4 protein-coding genes are annotated in these 23768 nt (G+C 61.6%); 2 read left to right on the top strand and 2 right to left on the bottom strand.

Going from position 1 to position 23768, the window contains the following annotated elements:
* Nucleotides 1-19 precede the first annotated feature (19 nt).
* Entirely contained in the window at nucleotides 20-1930 is a 1911-nt protein-coding gene (locus tag ACL02S_RS22255) for a hypothetical protein (protein WP_412804427.1), read from the bottom strand.
* Nucleotides 1931-2287: 357 nt separating this feature from the next.
* The gene (locus ACL02S_RS22250; protein WP_412804426.1) at nucleotides 2288-3064 is read right to left on the bottom strand and encodes a hypothetical protein; all 777 of its coding nucleotides are present in this window, start codon (nucleotides 3062-3064) and stop codon (nucleotides 2288-2290) included.
* Between the two features lie 488 nt (nucleotides 3065-3552).
* On the opposite strand from ACL02S_RS22250, the gene ACL02S_RS22245 reads away from it, so the two are divergent.
* Nucleotides 3553-3849 (top strand): hypothetical protein, encoded by a 297-nt coding sequence (locus ACL02S_RS22245; protein ID WP_412804425.1) that lies wholly within the window; start codon nucleotides 3553-3555, stop codon nucleotides 3847-3849.
* A 314-nt stretch (nucleotides 3850-4163) separates the two neighbouring features.
* Entirely contained in the window at nucleotides 4164-23654 is a 19491-nt protein-coding gene (locus ACL02S_RS22240; RefSeq protein ID WP_412804424.1) for a helicase-like domain-containing protein, read from the top strand.
* Nucleotides 23655-23768: the final 114 nt, after the last annotated feature.

Here is a 23768-nt window from a genome sequence, read left to right as displayed (position 1 = left end):
GAACGTGCCTGCCCTCCTGTCAGCCTAGGACCGTAGCACCGAGCTCGGTGATTAGGAGTTGGAGGGCAAGCATGTCCGTCAAGACGGGAGGAGGTGCAGGACCACCAGGTTCTTCAGACAGGACCGAGCACCACATCGCCTCGTGATCATCCGGCCAGTGCTGCCACGGCGGCACGTGAGTCCTGGGAAGAAGATATTCAGCCGTGATGTCGGGCGGGGCCGTTTCATGTGCTAACAGCCAGTTTCGCCATTCGGCCCGTTCGCGCTGGTAGCTTTCGACGAGTTCGATGCGTGTGTGTTCGAGGCCGTGGATGGTTGCGAGGTCGTCGAGACTGATCGAACCAGAGGTGACTTCGTTGTGGGTGCGAGTGATTAATCCTGCGGTGGCGAGGGTGTCGAGGATGTCGTAGCCGCTGCTGGGAGTGGTGTGGGCAGCGGCGAAGAGGTCAGCGGGGCAGGTGAGGCCTGTGGTGATGAGTTCGTAGATGCGGCGACAGCGCAGGCCGAGGATCTGCCAGCTGTCGTGGATGGGTACCACCCGGATCCGTGACATCGGGGTAGGGGAGAGGGCGCGCCCTTCAAGGCGAGGTGTGACCAGGGCGTATCGGTCGGCGAATGATCCAGAGGCTCGTCGGATACGCAGGATGGGTGCGCCGGGTAGGTCGCGGAGCTCAGCGAGGGTGTCGGCGACGGTAGTGCGTGGCATGAGCCCAGCGGCTAGGGAGATGGATCGGATCCCGAATTCCACAGTCGGTGTGCCTGCGGTTGCGGTGCTGGATAGAGATGCAGCGTATGCGAGGGCCTGCAGTACCGCGAGCACCGTCGAGCGGCGTGCGGGTTTGAACGGATGAGCATCGGCCCAGGCTGTGGCGTATGCGAGCCAGCGCGCGTAGATCGAAGGGCTGGCGTGGTTTTCGTGCTTGGAAGCAGGGTCCCCCCCTGTGTGCTTGTTCTTGTGTCCGGTAACTCGGAATAGGGGTGCGGTTTGTGAGGTCCAGTGGCAGGCGGCGGTCCAATCGCGTAGGAGTTGGCGTTCAGCGTTGATGCCGTATTTGGAGTAGGAGTTGGCGAATCCATGCCAGTTCCCTCCTGCGTAGGGCAGTTGGGTGCGGATGTCGGTGAGGGAGAACCCGCGTAAAGCAGCTGCGGTCAACAGACTTTGGCGAGCTTCGCTGCGGGAAGGCCAACGCCCGTCTACCGGGAGAGTGCCGGTGGTGGCGAACAACTGTTGGGGGGAGGGGATCGGAGAGCGCAGCTGCCAGCATGAGCGCAGATATGCGCTGTCCCCGTGTCCTTCCCAGAGATCGCTGCGTGTACCGATCTTTACAGAGGTGTGGGGATCGCTGTGGCGCAACGGATTGGTTGGGGCTTGGATGCCGCCGAGGTGTTCGATCAGTCTGGTGATCAGCCGGGGATGGCTGCGGTCCAGGAAGGCCTGTTCGGCGTCGGCGAGGCTTCCGTCGAGTACGCGGTAGCCTCCTTCACGGCAGGCCGATCCGGGGACGGTGAGGCAGCCGGTGTCGGGGTTGAGTGCGTGGGTGATGTCCAGAGTGGGGCAGCGTGTTGCAAGCAGTCGCAGGAGCGGTTTCAGCAGTCGTGGTGTCACCGATTCACCATGGGCAAGAGGCACATACATGTGTGCGCCGCCACTGGTGCTGGTGTCGGTGACCGCACGGCCACCGCATGTGCTCATCCATTCCAGGACGCGGGTGATATCCGCGGTTACTGCGGTGGGTCCGTGGGTCTTGGCGTCGAAGTCCAGCGATAGGACCCGGGTACGCCCGACACGGTCGAACAGTGTGACTGCGCCGGGCTGAGCGGGGGGATGTTTGCTCAGACGCGTGGCCCGGGTGTATTTACCGGTGATCATGTCGAGCAACCGCATGGAGCGGCGGCCGGCGATCAGTGGGGCCAGAGCACGCCAGACCATGGCGGGGGAGTCAGTGCCTTCGGTATCAGTTGAGGCGCTGTCGGGTGTATCTCTGTGGCCGCGAGTAAGTACGGGAAAAGGTGCACAGGGGGATGCGTCCGAAGCAGCCCATGCGCTATCCTGAGACTTAGATTCCACTCCAGTCCCTTCGGGATGCGGGATGCCCTCGGACCACCACTTCCGGGGGCTTTTCCGTTTCTATTCGGTTGTCGTGTGTGTATGTGTCGTTTCTATGTCGTTGTCAGCCCTGTCCTTCTGGTTGCACCGTTGACGTTCGGTGGTCCTTGAACTGCGTGCTGCAGATGCACACTCGGTGGTGTGACGTCCCTGCAGCACACAGTTGAGTTCTGCCCTGGCTCAAGTGGATCGGTTACGCGGCGCCCTCTGGGGAATCTGTGCGGCCAAATAGGTCCGAACTTGCGGCCCGTACCAGATGTAGGTGCCGCCGCGCATGATCACCCGCAACGAACGTGCCTCAGGGTGTGTGCGGCAGTGCCGATGCCAGTCGTAGGCATTACGCATTCCTGACTCTTCGGCGCAGCGCCGTGCGGTCCACTCCTCTGGACCAAGCTGAGCGTCGTCGAGTCGCTTGGTCTGCCGGTTGCCCTTACCGGGCTTGTTCGACAACCACTTTCGGTACTCTGCAGTTCGGAACCATCGCATCTGCAGGAACTCCAGCGGAACCTGTGCATCGATGAGTTCGTCAAATGTGATTGGATCGGGCGCGGGGTTGGTGCGTGTCTTCCTCGACACTGCGATCCGGAACGCGTTCACCGAGAACTTCTCGAGTTCAGGCAACTCGGGTTCGCCGCGGGCCGCGCGAGCCTGGTCATCGCGATGCCTGGCTGCTTCGACACACTGCAGTTCTGTCATCAATCCGTGCTGTTCACCCCACTGGGCGGCTTCGGTCTCGAGCCGATCGGCTGGCTGCTTCATCTTCCCGAATGCATGCGCTACCGATGCCGGCCATTTGAGTAGCTGATCTGCACCGATGACAGGTTTGAAGCGATGGTCTTTGGCTCGGCTCATCGCTGACCGGAATGTGATCTCACCGATGTGTTCGCCAGCGATCTCGGAGGCCACCGCGGCGGCCTCCTTGGCTGTCAGTAGATTCTTCCGATCGGTGTAGCCCACTTGCGCATTATATGCACACCCTTTCGTTATGGCGTAAATGCGCTGTGGTGATTTTCTCGCACACCATGTGCTAATTGTTTCGTCATTTTGACATCGATCGTCTTTCGTTGATCGATGCTGTAGCCTGTGCCGGATCGACTGCTAATCAACAGATCTCGCGTGATGAGGATGAGGGGGCGGGTGTATTCGAGTAGGTGATCACACTGGCTGTGATCAGCAGGTATCACGTTATTGTGACTGGCTACTATCTGATGCTGGCGTTTCTGTCGGGTAATGGCACACCAAATGTGTGTTCGCCCCTGCTCCTGAAGGGCTGATTCTCATATCGTCGGGCACCAATATGCCGAGGCCTCATACCCGAAGTCTCCGGTCGAGGTGTTCGTTCGAAGAGGAGTGACCTGTGGCCGAGGTGGAACCAGGCCCAGATGAGCATCGGGCAGAACTCACCAGCAGTGAGCACGTCGATTCAACAGGGAGAAAGTCACCGCGTGAATCAATCCCGGAGCACCAGCGACGCCATCGCGGCGACACAATGGGCAGACCAGCAGCGGTGGCGTCGTTGCCAGGTGCCGGACAACCCATTGGCTGGGGAGATCGTCGTGCGAGTGTGGGGGAGAGTCCCCGATCTGTATTGGCAGATGTTGGCGACAGCGTTGATCGCGCAGCGTCTCGAGGACGGCCAGGCGACGCCGAGGACAGCAGCCGATCCGGTGGCCGTGGAGTTAGAAGTGCAGATCGACCAGGCGTTTCAGGCCCTGAACAGGAACTCGAGCTCAACGAGCTGATCTATCAATGGTCGCAGACCGTGCAAGAGCTGGATCGGATCCGCGCTGACGGTCACGCGTTGCTGGCCAACAGTTCAGCACAGTCGCGACCGAACCCCGAGTTGGCTGTGTTGCGCGGCCACTGGGCTCAGCTACACACACAGCTGCGAGAGCTCGAAGATCATCTGCGGTCGGTCGGGTTGGCTCCTGAGTACATCAATCCCAAGGCTGTGTTGCGGATGGGCAGACCATCCTCTGAGTCTGCTGTGTCCAGTGATCAAACACAGCGGACCATGCTGCGAGCGACCATGGTTCACCGTGATGGTCCTGTCACTATGACCGGCGGCAGGGGCATCGGTGATCTCCCCGAACCGGGACCCGGCGACACGAGCGCCACGGGTAGCAGAAGTTTCGAGGATGCACCGGATCTGTCTGCGGTCGTTGTCGCACCAGAAGAGCTGAAGGTGGATGCCCGGTTGCGGCTGACCGGGGGTATCGAGGAGGCGCTAAGGGAGATCGCCGATCAGCGCCGCAGCGGTGGCGCAATGGGCGCCAGCTTTGTTCAACACGTCAGCCACGTCGTTCACGCGGCCCGCACCACTCCGCATCTGCCGCCTCGGAAGCTAGCGCGGCTCGAGCGCGTCGTGGCTGCGCTACACGCTGGCGAAGCCGTCGAACTCGTCAACGAGACCGGCGTGGTGACCAGCAACGTTGTCGATATCATCTCCGATGAGGCAACTTATCGTGAGTGGTTGTCCAGCCGAAGCGTTCCGGCCCCGCAAGCTGTTTCCTCGTCGGCCGGGCAGCTCAGTGAGCCTGAGGCCGCGGACTCCGCTGCGGTGATCGTGGCGGATGAAGTGGCCCGTACGGAACTGTTTGCTGCCATCGTCGCCGAGGTAGTCGCTGAGGCTACTGTCGCCGACCAGGCGGCGCCCCGCGCGGACCGTGAGCAGTTCCTCACCCAAGCGCTGCCGATCGTTGAAGATTTGATCACTGCGCATCTGCGTGGAATCGGTGCAGGCAACCACCAGATGCAACGTGTTGCTGGTGCGGTGCTCGATAACTTCGAGGCGCACCGCTGGGTGGTGCGTGAAGCCACTGAACAACTATGGCACAACCAAGGCCACTCGTATGCTCGGCATCGGCGGTTGGTCGGTGAACTGGTCGACGGGATCGCTTCCGTCGGTACCGCGGCACCGGCATCAGCGGTGCAGTCGATCATTGACGAGGCAACCGCATTGTCCGCTCTTCCTGAGATCGAACAGCAAGAAGTCGTCCAGGCCGCACTCGATGCTATCGGTACCGCGACGAGCCTCGACTACCACACCCGGGGGTACGCAGCCTTCAACCCTCTCGTACCTGACGAGCTGGCCGACCCGGCCATGGACCCTGGTGTCGCCGAAGCACTCTGGGAATGCACCGGCACCACGGCCGTGGAAGAGATCCGACGAAAATTCAGCGAGGGATGGTCGGCGGCACGCGCTGATCACCTCGACAGCATTGCCGGTGCCGGTGCCGGTGCCGGTCACAGCGAACAGGGTCATGAAAACCTGAATCTTGGTCGTGTCGACACTGACCCCACGAACCCGGTAGATGCGGCTGACGCAACCATACCGATGGGCGAAGGTAGCCAGCGCGCTCCTGAGGATGGAGACGACCCACCCTCAGGTGGGTCGCAAATCGGATCCGTTGGTGACATCCCGGAACTTTCGCCGGTTGCCGAGCAACCCTCCGGGACCGGGCAAGGTGACGATGTTCCTGGCTCCCACACTGATTCTGGGAGCACATCGCAAAACCGTTCTCGTGAGACGGGTATCGACCAGCAAAGTAGCCGGTTGCTGCCACCCCGCAAGGGCGACGAACCGCTCCTGGGACCCCCACAACTTCCCGGTCGAAGCATCAACCCCAGCGACGGTGGTACCACGGTGACCGTCATTGACGAACCTCACCGTAAACCACCACAAGCGGCCCTGGACAAAGCATCCGCCGCGCACGCTGTGGGATGGGGTGCCGAGCACATTCGCCATCTCGACACCGACTTCTTCCCGTATGAGCTGATACTGACTTCTCCGGACGACCCTGCTCGCATACTCAAGTTGACCTGGCTACTTGATCCAGGTACCGAACAGTACAACTACGACCGGTGGCGATCGGGATTCGTGATCGACAGCGAACTACATGCCGGGCTCCCACTGACTGAAGTCACACGACTGTTCGACACACTGCACACTCAGGCAACGATGCCCGCTCTGTTCAATTCTGACGGCAGCATCGTCGACGAACTGCGCACGAATTGGACCCAAACAGCTCCACCCGTCATCTCAGAGGATGCCGCCGGGCTGCTCTCTCCGGCGCCCGACAAGCCCTCCACCATTGATGCGACCTTCGCCGATAGTGAGCACCCCAGAGAAGAGGTCGCTGAGCTCGACGCAGCAGAGATCGATCCAGCAGCAGACGACGTTTTCCGCTATCCACAGGTATGGCGGCCGCTGCTGTTCCCGCTGCCCGCGCAGATCCCCGCGGATCTGATTGCCGCGACCGCTCTAGCAGACGAAGCCAGCGGCAATGGCTGGACGGTGACCAGCCGCTTCCTGCCTGCTGTCCGTGCGAGCTTGGTCTTCGAACTGCGCATGATCGGACAACAGGATTCCCACATCCAAGATGTCACATTGCGATGGAAACAGCGCGGTGGCGTGTGGGAATTCGACGCCGAGGACTCTTCATCGACAAACAGCCGCGCTGACCTGGACACGATCGCACAGCTGGCCACGACACCGGTCACACGCCTCCGTGGCAGCACCGCGCAAATCCTCGACGAGATCACCGCCGAGGTGCTGGCACAGGCCCCGACACGCATCTCCAGCGGCGAGTCCTACGAAAACTACCGCGACCGCGCCACTTCGCAGGTCACCGCCACAGTCACCGCCACACTCGACCGGTTCATCGCCGACTACGACGACCACGGACCCACCCCCGACCCTCAACGCTGCGCAGCAGCTGTGGCCGTGCGCGAGAATCGGTTGGCCGTGCGCGCACTGAGTGCTGCGATCACCAACCGCATATGGGTCGATGGCGACTTCGCCTTGAGTGATCTCGCCGAAATACGATGCGCGGTAGAAGATCACGCACACAAGTATGCCTGGGCGTTAGGGGAAGAGGGCGCAGTCCGCTACACCACGGAGGGACACCTGCATGCGGTGTGTGCCCGCGCCGGTAACCGACCCGTGTGGCTCGCTGTCGAAGCCGAGGTCGCCTCACGTCGAGAAGAGTTGCTGCCCGGCACCGAGCGGCAGCACACGGAGTGCGTCGCCGCCCGCCGCGCCGCCCGAGACGCTACGACGCACCGGTTGCGTGAACAGGCCCAGCAACTGTTGTTCACGGGTGAAGCGCCTCAGGCGCAGCGCCTGCTGGTGGCTGCTGCACAGATATCGGCCGCGGATCCGCTCACAGCTGCCTTGCAGCAGGTCCTCGACGAACACTTCCCCTTGACACGGCAATCCCCCCCCAGTGCGGTTGGGCCGGAGCCGGTGAACGCGCCCCTGCGCTACGCCCAAGACTGTGGGTGGCAGGTCGAACAGGTCGTCGATCCTGAACATGTCGCGGTGTATGTGTTGCGCCACCATGACATCCAGACCGGAAACCGTCATTATCTGCGGCTGGTGTGGGACGGCCACGACAGCGAACCTGTATACAACCCGAACGCGTGCAGCGGTAGCCGGATCAGCCGCACCCACAACTCGGTCAATCATGTGGCAGGGGCACTTCCGCTGAGCAAGGCGCGGCGGCTGATCGAATCTGTAGCCGGACATGAGGTAGCTGCGCCCGCTGTGTCGAATGCCCCTGTGGCCGGGGAGGAGTTGTCACCGGATCAGCGGCTGCTGCTGTGGCTGATGACCGAGCAAAATCACCCGAACGAGCAGCTCATCAATACACTGGCTGATCCCGGCTACTACATGCCGGCCCTCTTCGAGGATGACGGATTATTCGGTCCGGTCGATCAGAGCACGATCGAGCAGACACGCCCACAATGGGCCGGGAAGAACTTGAATTATCGGATCCGGGCAGACCTCATCGAGCTGTGCCCGGCCAGCGACCACTCCTCAGCCCTGGGATCGGCCGCGGTGGTAACGGTCACCCGCGCCGAACTCACTGCTTTCGCTGACTCGATGTCCTCCGACCAACGGGCAACGCTCGACCATCATGGCGGCATACAAGGACGTCAACAGTTGCTGCGAGAGCTCCTGCGCATCGACGACCTGCTCAACACCGCAAGTGCATCCGAAACACCCGCCGCGGAAAGAGGTTTCGCGCAGATATCGCATGGCCTCGATGAGTCCGCGGGCGGCGAAACGATATCGGGCGTAGACCAGCACACGGCACCGGAAACATTCCCCACAGCCGCAGCTGTTGACCCCGACTCCGGGACAACGCTCATCGAAGATGAGTTCGCAGTCCTCGCCGCCGCCAGCCACCACGTGATCCGCGTCGAACGCACCAGTTCGACCATCGCAGGGTTCCCGCTCGGTGAGCCGGGTGTGCTGACACCGGTCGCAGCCGGCATCAACACGGTCACCTCGCTGCTCGAGGCGCAACTGCTGCAAATCAATGAGACAAAAGACGGAGAAGAAGTTTCGTGCACCCCTGCCGGTGATGCACGTCTTCGCGTGCTTCAACGCACCTCGCGGACAGACCCTATGGTCGGCGACCGCGTCCTCAACGTTGTCACCGGCGGCTATGGAGTTGTGTGCGGGTACAACGAACTCGACGATACGCTGCGCTGGGCTGAGATCGTGTGGGAGCCCGCAGGGGCGGACAACAGGTGGAACGACGACGTCGAACCGGCCGATCTGGTGGTGATCCAGGCCAGTGTGATGACCGCCGAGGCAGCTACCGAGCTGTATCGCAGCATCACCCTGCCCCCTCCCGCGAGTCCGGTCACCGCAGAATCACTCCCCCACACCAACAGCACAGCATTCGAAGAGACAGAATCCGGACCGGGCAGCAGCACTACAGCCGGGGTGCCCGCGCGCGGGCACCCCGGTGCCGACGCCTCCGACCAGGCAGCTGCTTCTGATACTGCGCCGTCTGCACCAGTCATATCCGACGACGATTTCGCGGCGCTATGCGCCGCACACTCAGGGCGGCTGGTGATCGACCGCGATGCGGCAGTGATGCTGCGTGACAACGGCACTGTGGGCGCGCAACTACACCCAGCCACTGTCGACTGGTGGCTGGGCGAAGGACACCTGCAGGCTGCAGAGAACACCTACATCCTGACCCGTCAGGGACAGCGTTGGGTCCAGCAGCAAGAACGTATCCTGCATCAGCATCAACCCCCCGACGTGGGAGACCAAGTGCTGGCGTTGGCCAGCGGCAGGGTCGGCGTTGTTTGCGGCTTCCAACATGAACCAGACGGTGGCCGTGTGGCTGTGGAGATCGTATTCGACCACGACAGCCCCACCCCCACCCGCGCAATGATCCCACCGCGCTATCTAACGACCGTGGCCCCGGCTGCCGTGGCACCGGACATCGTCGCTGACCTGGTCGCCGCAGCCGCACCCGCTGCCCCCGAACCGGTACCGCTGTTTCCCGACCCGCCCTACCGAGTCGCGGCACGCCCCCCCGCAGATCCTGGAACGTTGTTCACCACCGCACCAACTCGCCGCGGTGAGAAGAAAAAGAAGGACAGGCGAAGTGCGGATCTGACACCGACGCAACGACTGCTGCTGTACGCCCATGGCGGCTGGCCGGTGGCAGCGGCACTCGGTAACAATCCCCATGCCCCCGCCCAACACCTCTTCCAGTGCGATTACTGGGACAGCATCCCAGACGATGTTCTGCGAATGCGACCCGACTGGGCCAGATGCCGGATCACCGTCGCACGTGTGGAAGGTTGTATACGTCTCTATTTTGCCGGGGCACTGCCTGATGACCACCACGCAGCAACCGTCACGCGAAGTCAACTCACCCAGTTCGCCAAGACTCTTCCCAGTGACCTGCGTGAGGAACTCGCTCGATGCAACATGTTGCCTGTCAGCAACAAGCCATCTGGGCCTCGCCCCACTCAGGAAGAACAACGGCAGCTACTGCGCCGCGCGCTGCGTATCGACGACTACGAAGCTGCGTTCACCGCAGCCACCGAGGCGTACCTACACGCTGAGCTCGCCGACCATCCCAAAGATCCAACGCCCACACCCCAGATCCGGCCTCCCGTGCCGTTGAACGAGGATCAACGTCTGCTGCTGTATGGGGTGAATTCATGGCAGCTGGCGGCGGCACTAGGTGCCCGGGAAGAAAACCAGATCACCGCGCTGTGTCAACAAGGATTCTCGGGGAAACTCCACCAGCGGGTCCTGGAATATCGGCCTGAATGGGCCGGCTTGTCATACACGTTCGGTCCCGAGAGCCTGGGGTGGGTAGAGACAGCCGAGCTGCCCGCCAGCGCTGCCGCTGCCTCGATCACTCGGGTGGCTCTGCAGCGATACGCGCAATCGCTCGATCCGGACCTGCGGTCACGTCTCGCCGACCCCGACTCCCTAGGCCATGATGATGAGCGCGTCCACCAGATGCGGCACATACTGCAGGTCGATGACATCACCCAACCGCACGCCTATATCGGCCCCGAGCTACCGTCGACGCACTCCGATGCACCAGTTCTGATCACTCGTGATGAACAGCATACCGGGCAGGCCGACACCAGTGCTCCCGTAGACGAGAACGAATCCCGCCTGCGGTCATCAGGTATCGGCACGGCAGGTGAAACCGCAGTCAGTTGGGCCGGTGTCCAAAAAGAAACCGAGCAGCAGGTCCCTGCATCGGACAGTGCACAACCTTCATCGTCGCGGACCGCTGCCTCCGAGGACACCTTCACCGAGGATGCACCGACATCAGAAGACGACGCCGATGCAGCAGCCGAAGCGATTCGCGATCAGCTGACCGAGCTCATCATCGAAGGGCAGGAATTCAGTAACCTCGACGGCGATCAGATCGGCGATTTATTCAGCGCTGCCGAGGCAGCCATGGTCGGCGGATCCAGCGACACTTCCAGTGCAGATCGGCGACGGCTCGACGACATGCTCGCCGCGATGGAATTGTCCGCCCAGGCTAGAGAAGCAGTACTGAGTCTCGTCTCTGTGCATCTCGCGCAGACCACCCACGAAACCGCGCCCTCACCCATATCAGAGAACCCGTTCGACATAACCGGTGGTGGCCAGGTGAGTGTTGCCTCGCCTGCAGTAAACCAATCCCGAAACGATGACCTTTCCGCAGCCGAGGAGAACCCCAACCCTACCCACGGCATACAGGATCCCGCGGGTAGCGATCCCGAAAAACACCTCCACCTCACCGAGGTTTCAACCTCACCGCACCGGCGGCATTCAACTCTCTCGGATGACCAACGACTGCTGCTGTTCGCGATCGCTGCCTCGACCTCCGGCGCCGGACGGCTGATAGCTGCTCTTCGAAACAGTGACGCAGTAGCCGCACTCGTGAGCGATCCGAGCTGGCGGGTCTCGATGCCGCCGTTGGTGCGGGCACGGCGCCCGCAGTGGGAGGGATGCTCGGTTCAGGCTGTGGGACAGCAGTTGCGACTGGGCAAGTTCGGGCAGCCTTTGCCCGACGAGATCGCCCCAGTAATTGTGACCCGCAGCGAACTCGAAGACTTCGTCACATCCGTTGCTGTCCCCGAGCCGCCGCCGAGCGCTCTCGATGAGATCGAGACCCTGATGCAGGGACTGCTCGACCTCGATGCGATCGAACCTCACATCTTCGACATCGACAGCATCCCCACCGCCACATTTCCTGTCACTGTGACGAAACGGCCTGGGGTTTCTGCAACCAGTCTGCCCGAAGCTGCAGCGGCCACGACGCTGGTCTCTGCTGCCGCGCAGGACCCGTTCCTCGTGAGACTGGCCGGGCTCGGGTATCCGGACCTATATCAGGTGTTCGGCGCTGTGGTTGCTGAACAGGTCATTACCGAAGCGGTTGCCGACCAACGGATCGCGTCGACCGGTATGGATCTGTGGGCCCTCGCGCAGGCCGCCGCGCAACAAACCTTGTCAGAATCCTCACCTGCGGCTGCCGAGGAAACGGAATTTACTGCTACGCGGTTCAACCCGGCGTTCGAACGGTTCGAGTACGGCATTGCTGATGCTGACACCGATGACGAACACGTTCGTTACGAGCTCGACATGACGATCGCCGACCGCACCTACACGATCAGGGTGCCTGAGCAATCCGGCGACAGATACGAAATCATTTTCCATCCCACCGACGAAGAAATAGCCAATGGAAGTGGCGCCACTGAATGGGATGTCTTGGGTGAGGCGGAAAATGCAGCGCAGATCATGCCGATCATTCACGAGTTCAGCTACACGACAACCGAGGAGTACGCTGCTTGGCTCGCCCCCCAACTGTGGCCCGCAGCCGCCATCACTATTGTCGAAGCGGCACCTGGACATGGCTTGACAGTTGCCGAGTCGACAGGCGACAAGCCCACAACCACCCGCGGTAAGAAGAAGAATAGGAACAAGCCACAGGTTGTGGAACCTCCGCACCTGCAGCTGATCTTGACCCGCAACCAGGGCTTGCCCGGCTCTGCCAGAAGCACTGCACAAGTGCGGTTGTGGTGGGACTTTGCGGCCCCATACGGTCCGTACACCTACAATGAGAGCCGTTCGGAGTGCCCACCCGGCCTGCTGCCCGGCCCCGGCATGCACTTGGCCGACGCCGACAGATTTCTCAGCGATATCACCGACCATCTCCTGACGGTGCCAGCACCCTCTCCGGGCAACCCACCGACACCTGCGGCACCAATCCCGGTCGGCGACCTCGATACGTCGGCGACCCTATTCGAAATACCCCCCACCGGTGCTGTTTTCGACGAAACAGATCCACCGGAGAGGTCTTCGGGCGCTGCGGAAGTCCCCACGCCCGAAGACTCCTCGATGGCTTCTGTTGATGTCGCAGAGACCAAGCAAGCGGAGATGGTTGCGGTCACAGCCAGCACATCACCGCCTGTGATGCTCGAGGGAGAGAAGTTCCCACCAACCGGGCAGCAGCAAGCGGTGTACGACGCGGTCCTGTCCGGTCGGGACGTGAAAGTACAGGCTGGGGCAGGAGCTGGGAAGACCTCGACGTTGGAAGGGTTGGCCCGCCGCATCGGCAACTCCGATCCAAGCGCCCGTATCGCCTATATCGCGTTCAATAAATCCGTCCAAGTAGAAGCTGGGCACCGAATGCCCGGCAACGTCGAACCACGCACTGGGCACTCGATCGCATACAGGTGGGCGCCCAGGCATGTGCGGGATCGGACCAAACAGGATGATGCGTTGCGCCGACCGAATGATGTGGCGCGGCATCTGGGAATCGTGGAGGACATACCTGCCGGGAGCGGTGAACCGTTTCTACCGGAAGAGCAGGCGTTGGCTGTGCAGCGCGCAGTGGATACTTATGCCACCAGTGCCGCCGATGAAATCGGCCGCCAGCACCTTCCGTCGCGACTGCGAGAGCTTCCCGCGGCCAGCCAGGATCGCGTGGTGGAATTCGCGCGCGCGGCGTGGGATGACCTGACCGACAAGGACGGGCAACTGCGGTTGACCCTCGACCATATCCGCAAGATGTGGGCCTTGTCGCGCCCGGACCTCTCCCGACCCGGGTCCGGACTCAAACGCCCCGCCACTGTCCTGTTTTTCGATGAAGCGCAAGACACCCCGCCCGTGCTGGCCCGTGTCATCGCAGATCAAGACCTGCCCAAAGTCATAGTGGGAGATCAAGATCAGGCGATCTACGCCTTCACCGGTGCAGTGGATTTCCTCACCACCGCGCAAGCAGACATCGAATTGCCCTTGACGAAGTCCTGGCGGTTCGGCCCCGAGATCGCCGATATCGGTAACCGATTCCTGCAGATGCTCGGTTCGGGCAAACGGATCGAAGGTGGTGGTCCACCCTCGACGATCACCGAACCCGGCGCGCTGCGCACACCTGATGCGATCTTGGTGCGCTCCAATGGTGGAGCGATCGCCGAGATCGTGAAGGAACTCGATGCCGGTCGCACCGTCGGGGTACCCAAGGGCACCAAAGCCGATCTGATCGCATTGATAGAGACCGCCCGCTACCTCAAGGGGCAAAAACGGCCACCACACCGTATGCACGAAGATCTCGCCCCCTACCGCACCTGGGATGAGGTCATCACTGAGAGCGACAAAGGTGACGATCCGAAACTAGCGATGCTAGTGCGCATCGTCGACCAGAGCGGTATCGACGAGCTCGAGACGCTTGTGCGCCGTGTCTACGAGCCCGACGAGGAAGTGTCGGAGGACGCGTCGTCGGATCAGCCCGTTGTGGAGTTCCGTGACACCTCGGCAGGACTCATCGCAGAAGGCGATACATACCCGGTCAAGGATGCGCTGAAGGAAGCTGGGTTTCGGTACAGAAAACACCCTGATGGCGGCACCCACCCGGCGGGTAAGAACAAGGGCCGTCCGATCATGGCTTGGATTGCCGTCGGCAGTCCTTCTCGGCGGCAGAGTGTGCTGGAGGAAGCTCGTAAGCTACTCACCAACGTGCAGCCGGATGCCGAACCAGCACTGGATGTGCTGGTGTCCACCGCACACAAGGCGAAAGGTCTCGAGTGGGACCGGGTCCGTATCGGAGACGATTTCAAAGGCCCCACGAAGGACCCGGACAGCGACGAACTGGTAATGCCGTCGCCGGAAGAGCTGCGCTTGGCATATGTGGCGGTGACACGAGCACGCGCGGAACTCGATCCCGGGGCACTGGCATACGTTTTCGATTACACCGACATCAACGGCGGTATCCCCGGGCAGGCCCTGTCACAGACCGGTGTCGAGGCACCTCCAACACGGCTGCCACATCAGGAAGTAGTTACCGGCGACCATTCCGGGCCGGTGAATGTCCCCGGCAACGAACCTGCCGCTTCAGGATCCGATTCCGACACGGTTGTCGCGGATGTTCCGACTCACCCTGCTGCGCCTGAGCAAACCACCGTCACCAGCGTGACAGAAACTCCGGGTAGCTGGATTTCGGTGGTGGAGGTATTCGCATCATGGTCGCCCGGTCAGGTGGTGCGCCCCGAGGTCGACCAGGCAGTGAACGCCATCACCCCGGACTGGATCCGCGCAGTACTACGCCACCGTGGCTACCGGCCGTTCACAGTGTCAGGTGGCGGCACCGAGTCGTGGTTCCATCCGCAGAACCCCGCAAAAATGCTCGCTATCCCCGCAGGACCTCGGCATGCCGAGCACTTCGGTCAGGTCACGACAATCCTCGAGCATCTCGCCGGTGGGATAACCGTCCTACACGATTGGCGTGCGCGGGTAGACGCCGAGAAGTGGCAGACGCTGGTAGCAGACCTCGCCGCAGCGGCCCGCTTCACCGAAGTCGAACTGGCTGTTCTACGGGTCGTCGCTGAGGATCACGCCCACGAATACCTTCACTTCGGTGCCACCGCACCCGCTCGGGAACTCGCAGACGGCGATCATCTCGCGTCACTGCGCATCCGACACGGACGCGACGCGGTGCGGCACGCACTGGTGTCCTATCTCGCCGTCCATCGCGGTGAACCGGTACTGAGCTGGGACATCGACGGGATCAACTATCGGCAGGACGTGCGGGAAACACGCGAAACGCAGGCCGCCGACTACCGCAACCAGGCGGAGCAGCAGCTGCAGGCGCTGCGCTTCGGTCTCGCCCGCGACCTGCTGGTTTCCGCTGAACTCACCGATCCACTGTGGAGCCGCAGCGACTGCACCTACGCCAGCCTGCGGGCAGCAGTCGACGCCACCGAAACAGCCACCACCGAACTGGTCGAACACGCCTGCGCTGCCCCGCAACTGACGCTTTTCGCCACCCATGCACCATGGTCTACCTACCAGGCGTTCGCAGCTACCGCCGCCGTCCAAGCGTTGACCGACCTGACCACGCAGCCACCCGACCCCACACACCCGCAGCTGCGGGGTGAACTATTGACCGCGGTCGCTGAATCACACTCTCAAGGTAGAGAGCTGGTTTACCTCGTCGCCGAACACGCCAGAGGTCGTGGAAACGTCAGCCCACCCAACCGGGACTACTCCGAACCACTACATCTGGTCGACTGGTTCGAACGCTTCGTCGGGATCCTCGGGTACACCGGGGACGGCACACCGATACTCGGCGTGCATGTCGGTGGACAGCCATACTGCCTGCTCCGGCAAGGTTCCGGCGACACGGTGGAGGTGTATCACCAGGACGGCCCGGACCTGATCGTGCTCGGTCATGTCAGAGCTGTTGACGGGATCACCGATGTGATGACACCGATACGGGCCCACCAGCAGGAACTCGCCGCCGAAGAAGCCGAACTCGAAACCGCCTTCCGTGCCGGGGCGGCGGTGCAGTATTCCCCACGTCCGGGTCCGATGATCTACCGGCATCGCCGCGATTACCAGGCCTTGACCTACCCGCTGCGGGACCTGGCCGCGGCCGCCGCAGCCTGTGGATTCGATACAAGTGCCCACGCCGACGCCAACACCACACGGCTGCATCTGGCCAAGATGATGGACGAGCGTGAACACGTGGAACTGTATCTTTCCTGGCCCACCGCCACTATCGGCACGCTCTGCCAACCAACCAGCATCCACGGCCGGTTCAGCTACAACGGTGTTGGTGACTCCAGTTATGACCTGACCTTGGTTCACGTACTCAGGGTCATTCAGAGCGCTGACCCTGCGCAGGACGTGGCGACATATTTCCGTAGCCGATATGCTGCCGCTGTCCGGCAACTGCGTGACTTCGACGGCAACGACCGCTTCCGTGGTCCCGACCGCGACGGCTTCCGCATCGCCGCCTGGCAGACCGCAGGATTGCGTTGGTGCGCAGAATTAGCCGTCAATCCCACCGCCAACAGTGATAGCGACCACGAATTCCACACATACCTAGGTCGCGCTGAATCCGAGCTCGTCGCCGCACATCGTGTCGCTGCTGCCCGTACCCTGGTTCTGCACGCTATCAGCGCCGACACAACCACAGATCCTGTTGCTTCTGTTGCGCAAGTTCCGGTCGAACTCGACAACGCGATCGAAACGGCTGTGCACCCGATGGGCTACGGCAGCCAACCCGCTACGTGGCGGGAAGACTTCACCACCGCCCTCACCGCCCTCGGTGTCACCGAAACACGGTGTGCCACTGCGATCACCGCCCTCGACGCCTTCTTCAACGATCAGCCCCTCACACCAGCGGACGCTGATTCCTCCGCATCCTCGCCGCCGACACTGCCCAATCCGCGTGGGCAGAAGTATCCCGCCGACCTGACCGAACTGGTTGCTACCGCCCACGACAACGGGTGGCGGATGAGATTTCAATGGACGCACGGCCTGGATCGACCCGCTAACAGTCTTCCGATACGGCTATTTCGCGGCGGCGAGGAAGACTTCACCCGCATCAAAGCAGTGTGGATACGCCGCGGCGACCACTATGTCTACGACCATGACCAGGCATCGATCCAACACGACGATGACCGAGAGCCGTTGCAGGGATTCAGCCTCACCGACCTCACCCACATGATTGTCGGCTCTGAGCCAGTCGATGCTGAGGAAACTCACCGCGACCTACCCCACACAGTCGAGCAACCAGCACTCTCCGAACTCTCCGATGACACCACCACATCCTCACCGACAGCCGCAGCCACCGGTATTGGTGAGCAGGGCACAGCAACCCAGGCCACCGAAACTTCTGGTGACGTTGTCGATGGTGGTGATACCAGCAGAATCAGCTCTGTCCCACAGCCTCCGACGACATTCGAGGAACTGCTCGACCAAACCGTGATCGCGATCACCAGAGAGCCTCGACTGGCCCAGATCGCCGCGACCAACGGCTACGCCCGGTTCGCTGAAACCGCCGACTCGATCATCTCCGAGTTCGTTCACGACTATCTGTTCGACCGGATGAAGAAAGCAGAGCAGGACGGTGACCACACCACTGTCGACTTCGTCACACGGATATACAGCAAAGACACCAACCGGGTACCCGAGCTAGCCAACCGCATCGTCGAAGAGGTATGGAACCGGTTGCCGATGGCACCGACCTACCGCATCGGCCACGCGACCTCCGCGCTGCAGCCGGACATCGCTACCGCATCAGCTGATCAGTCACGCGAAGCGGCAGCCTCGTCCGAAGCCGCAAATACTGGCGATAGTACGGTCTCAGAGAATCAGAAGACAGCAGACCTTGAGTGGCCGGGGAGTCCGCTCAAGGCCCCTGATGGTCACCCCGACAGCGGAAGGGAACTCGATGCAGATCGGCAAGCACGGTCGCCTCGTGTGGGAGTACTGGAAAACTTACCGGCCGCAGGCGTTGAGCGAGCTGCCGAATCCGCAAACCCACTTCCACGCCGCCGATTTGAGGATCCGCGAACTGATCGGGACGCTGACCGACCGGTTGTTGCGCCAATACCCGCCGACCGAACGCATGCACATGAGGTCGGCGACGCACGCCCAAGCGCAAGAGATCGTGTACGAACAGGAAATCTACAGCCTGCCGCAGGAGTCAGGAACCGAGGACCGGGAGATGTAACCGACCACCAACCACCGGTCACCGCGGCGTCGGTGGCACTGACTCCTCAGCAGCGTGCACAGGACAATCTCGCGGCGTTGCGGGTACTGCGACGGCTACAAATCCAGAAACGCTCCGCTACCGCCGCTGAACGCGCCGCGCTCGATCGCTGGCACGGATGGGGAGCGCTGTCAGCGCTATTCATCGACGAGCCCATACGCAACGCCTACGGCTCCAGCACTGATTTCGACCGCGCCCACCAACAGTGGCAGAAGCTGGCCAGCGAACGCACCCAGATACGTCAACTGCTCACCGCCAAGCAATGGCAGGCAGCTAGCAGCAGCATCCGCACTTCCTATTACACCGATCCCGCCCTGGTAAAGATCATGTGGGATGGAGTTCAGGCGCTGGGGTTCGACGGCGGCGAGTTCCTTGAACCCGGTTGCGGTAGCGGCCGCTTCATCGAAGCCGCGCCGACCGACACCACGATCCCGACTACCGCCGTCGGTGTCGACAACGAAACGGTTTCCGCGGCGATCGCCGCACACCGATTCCCCGACGCCACCATCGTCCCCCAGGGCATCGAGAAGTACTCGGCAAAAACTGGCCGCTTCGCTCTGGCGATCGGCAATGTGCCCTGGGTCGATGTGAGGCCCTACAGCAAGGACGACAACCCGCAACGCAAACATGCCCTCCACAACCTCGCCATCATCACATCGACCCGCGCAGTCCGGCCTGGCGGAATCGTCGCGCTCATCACCACCCGCCACACCCTCGACAACACCGACCCGACATCCCGCGAAGCCATCCACCGCTACGGCGACCTGATCGGCGCAGTGCGGTTGCCGGTGCATATCCACCGCGCCAGCTCCGACGCCGAAGTCGTCACCGACGTACTGTTTCTGCGGCGCCGCAGCCAGGATGCGGAGCCCGCTGATGATACGTGGCTACGATCCCAAGAGGTCTTGCTGCCCGGAGGGGACCAGCCGCAATCGGTGAACTCCTATTTCCTCAACCACCCTGAACAGGTTGTGGGGGAGATGCGCCTCGGGCCAGGAAGATTCGGTCCTGCTCTGACCGTCACCACCGCGCCTGATGTCGATGTCTTCGCCGCCATCGACGCGGCAGTGCAACAGATCACCGACCCCGTCCTAGCTATCGAGGAAGACACCGGTGATGAAGCAGAACCGGTCGCCGATGGCACTCTCGATCTCGATGAACACGGTAACCCCACGATCGCCGAAGACGGTCAACCGGTCGCGCTGAACATCCACCCTGATCACCGTGATCAGCTTATCGCTCTGATCCGGATCAAGAACCAGACCAACGGTCTGTATGCCGCCGAAACCGCCACCACAGTGGCCGGAGAGACCCCTGAGCTGGCGGCGCTGCGCACCGAACTGCGTGAAACCTACCGCACATACCGGCGCAGCTATCCGCCGCTGAACAAGCCCGGCCAGCACCGCATCTACACCCCCAAAGAAGCCCGCGCCCGCGCCAAACGTGATGGGATCCGGACGGTCCCCGCGGAGTGGAAAGTCCCCACCGCCTTCAGCTACCTCGAAGACGACCCCACTGCGGCACTGATATTCGGGCTCGAATCCTACGACGAGACAACCGGAAAAACCGCCGAGCAGCAGATACTGCACGGACGCATCCTCGAACGCCGTGAACTGCCCACCCACGCTGATTCCATCGAGGACGCAGTCGCGATCGCGTTCGACACCGATGCGCTGCTCAACCTCGATCGTGTCGCGGACTTGTTGAAAGTCAGCCGACTCGAAGCCGCCGTCAAAATGGAGCGCGCCGAGCTGGCCTACCGTTGCCCGGACTCACCCGGCACATGGATTCCGCGTCACTTGTACCTGTCAGGCAATGTGCGGGCCAAACTTGTCCACGCTCGCGAAGCAGCCGAACGTGATCGCACCTACGAGGTCAATGTCGCCGCACTCGAAGCGGTTCAACCAGTCGACCTGGACTATAGAGACATCCGGTTGCGTGTCGGGGCGACCTGGGTCCCGGCCGAAGTGTATGCGGAGTTCCTGCACGATATCGGGTTCACGCAAGTGATCGTTGAACATGCCGGTGGCACAGTGTGGGAGGTGCGTGGCGCAAAACAGGGGACGTTGGCCACTCTCACGTGGGGCACTGAACACCGGCCCGCCCAAGATCTCTTCCAGGCGCTACTGGGCAAAAGGGACTCCGCGATTCGAGTCACGCACACCACCGCAACGGGCGAAGTCGTCGAAGACCGCCCAGCCACCGCCGCCGCCCAAGAGAAAGCACAACGGCTAGCACAAGCTTTCGATAACTGGGTATGGAAAGATCCTGAGCGCCGAGAGCGGTTGGCGCGCATCTACAACGACACGATCAACTGCCTGGTCGAGACCCGCCACCCAGACACTCCACTGGTACTGCCCGGCCTGGCCAGTGACTGGACCATGCGTCCACATCAGAACTCCACGATCCGACGCATCCTTCATGGATCGACGTTGCTGGACCACGGGACCGGCTTCGGTAAGACGGCGATATTCGCTGCAGCCGCGATGGAACTACGGAGAACCAAACTAGCCACCAAACCGGTGATCGTCGTCCAGAAAAACAAGCTCGTAGGCTGGGTCAAAGACTTCCGCCGCCTCTACCCGAACGCGAAACTGCTCGCCGCCAACGCCAGCGATCTCGGAGCACGGCGAGCCAAATTCATGGCCCGTGCTGCTGGCGGCGACTGGGACGCAGTCATCATGACCCACAGCGCCTTCGAGCGGCTACCTCTGCGGAAACAGGCACAAGAGGCCTACATCGACCGCGAACTATCAGGCATCCGCACACAAATCATCGCCGCCAAAAACAACAAGATGGATGCAGCCACGCTGCGGCGGGTGCAAAACGCGATGGACACCGCCGAACAACAGCTCAAACAACGCATCGCAACCGATATCGATGACGCTGTGTCATTCGAAGACCTCGGCATCGACTACATCCTCTACGACGAGCCCCACGAAAGCATCAAGAACCTACTTACGCCTTCGGTGATACCTGGCGCTGCCATCACAGGGTCGGCGAGAGCCACCAAGGCGCACATGCTGATCGACTACGTGCGCCGCACCAGCCACACCGGTCACGTTGTGAGTTTCGCGACCGCGACGCCAATCACCAATTCAATGACCGAGATCTACATACAGATGCGGTATCTGGCCCCTGAGATACTCGAGGAAACGGGTTTGACCACCTTCGACACGTTCGTGGGGGTGTTCGGCGAGGTGAAAACGTCACTGGAACCGGATCCGCGGGGCAACGGTTACATCGAGAAAGCGCGACTGGCAAAGTTCTTGAACGTTCCGGAACTTGTGACGATGTACCGCGGCTTCGCCGATGTCCGAACCGAGGACGACCTCGAGCTGCCACTCCCAGTCATCCGTGTCGGCGCCGACGGGCAACCAGGCGAAAAGATCGTCATCCCTGCCACCGAAAACCAGCTCGACTACCTCCGATCGATGATCCACGAACCCTGGATCATGAAGCAAGCCGGCACGATCAAGGCACTCGGCATGGGGTTGCGAGCCAGTACCGATATGCGTCTGGTCGACTGCGACCTCGAGGACGGTAGCAAACTACCGACAGTGATAGACAACCTCCTCGCCCTCTACCATGAAACCAAGAACATCATCTATCCAGTCTCGGCGGAAGACCTCACCCCGCAACCGCTGCCAGGTGCCTTTCACGGGGTGTTCCTCAACGACGGCACACCGGGCTCTGACGCGAAGGTTTCCGTCAACCTCTACGAATACATCCGCGAACAACTTGTTTCAGGCCAAGACGGCCGGTGGGGCGGGGTGCCGCGCGAAAAGATCCGGTTCATCCACGAAGCCAGAACCGACGCACAGAAAGAAAAGTTGTATACCAGCTGCCGCAATGGTGAAGTACTGTTCCTGATCGGCAGTGACAAGATGATGGGAACCGGTCTCAACATCCAGGACCGCTTCTACTCACTGCATCACGTCAGTTTCCCCTGGACACCGGCAGCCCTCGACCAAGATTTGGGCCGGATGAAACGACAAGGAAACCTCAACCATCCAGATGTGCCCGGGACACCCCACGAAGTCCGTCGATTCTTCTACATTGTTGAAGAAACCTTCGACGAGTTCCGCCTGACCACCCTGCTGCGGAAATCACACTTCATCGAACAACTGAAGAAGCGCAGCGGCGACTTGCGAGAACTCGAGGACCTGAGCGAGGACACTGTCATGCTGTCCACTCTCAACGGACTGGCCTCCGGTGACCCCACGATCAAACAGCGAGCAGACGCGACCGCCGCACGGGGGCGCTATGAAAGTTTGGCCCGCACACACGACGAGGAGGCAGCCACGCGAGCCCGTAAATTGGACCTCTTCGAATCGACCCTGGCCGCCGCCGTCCCCGACGCCGCGGCGATGCGTGTCGCTGCTGACCGACGCCAATCCACGCTCGGCGAAGAGTTCATGATGACTGTCGATGGCCGTGAATTCCGTGATCGTACTAAAGCAGGGGCAGCGCTACGGGCGCAGCTGAAACAGTACACACACGAGGACTTCGCTGCTGGTCCGATTGTGATCGGAGTCCTCGGAGCACTCCCGGTGCAGGTTGACTCGACCTCGTTGGCGGGCATGTATCTGGGTTTCGGTTGGGAGAGTGGGCGCTGTCCGGCGTGGGATCTGTGGGGGGAGCTGCCGAAGGGGCGCAGCCTCGTATTGGCGCTGGAACGTGTGTTATCGAAGCTGGATATCGACATAGCCGATCTTGACAAACGCATTGCACACATAACGAGGGAACGAGACCTCCTTGCCGCTGAAAAGACTGGTGATAACCACTATCGGCTGCTTGCACAGTCGAAGGAACGCGAAGAAACTCTGCTCGGCGAGTTGATCATCGCCAACCAGTCCGCCGCAGAGTTGAGACGAGTCTCCGCCGCACTTGCCAGAACCACCCCCAGTGCAAACGATGCACAATCCACTGCTTCTCAGCAGCAGCTGAACAGACATGAAGAACTCGAACTGCTGTGCGCAAAGATTGAGCAACTGAAATCCGCAGTGTCCGAAGAGCATGCTCGACAACAGCGGTTGATGACCTCCATCGGTTCAGGCTCGGCAACGACTGTAGGCAACATACCGGTGGGGATCTCGGCGGCAGCCGCAGGACATTGCGTCCACTCCGACCGTCCGGCAACCGACCCGCTCGCTCTACTCGAGATAGATCCAGCAACAGCTGAACTCACATCGAGCGAACCGGTGAACACCGGCCTATAGACCCATCCACACAATCACATGGTGGAGATGCTGGAGATCGTTGGTTACCTCTTCGGACCTCTCCGCCCGGATTGTAAAGGCTCACACCTATGGCTATCTCGGCGAAGGTCAGGC

This window comes from Nocardia spongicola (assembly GCF_047200775.1).
Lineage (GTDB): Bacteria > Actinomycetota > Actinomycetes > Mycobacteriales > Mycobacteriaceae > Nocardia.
This window is presented reverse-complemented; position numbering and strand designations above follow the sequence as displayed.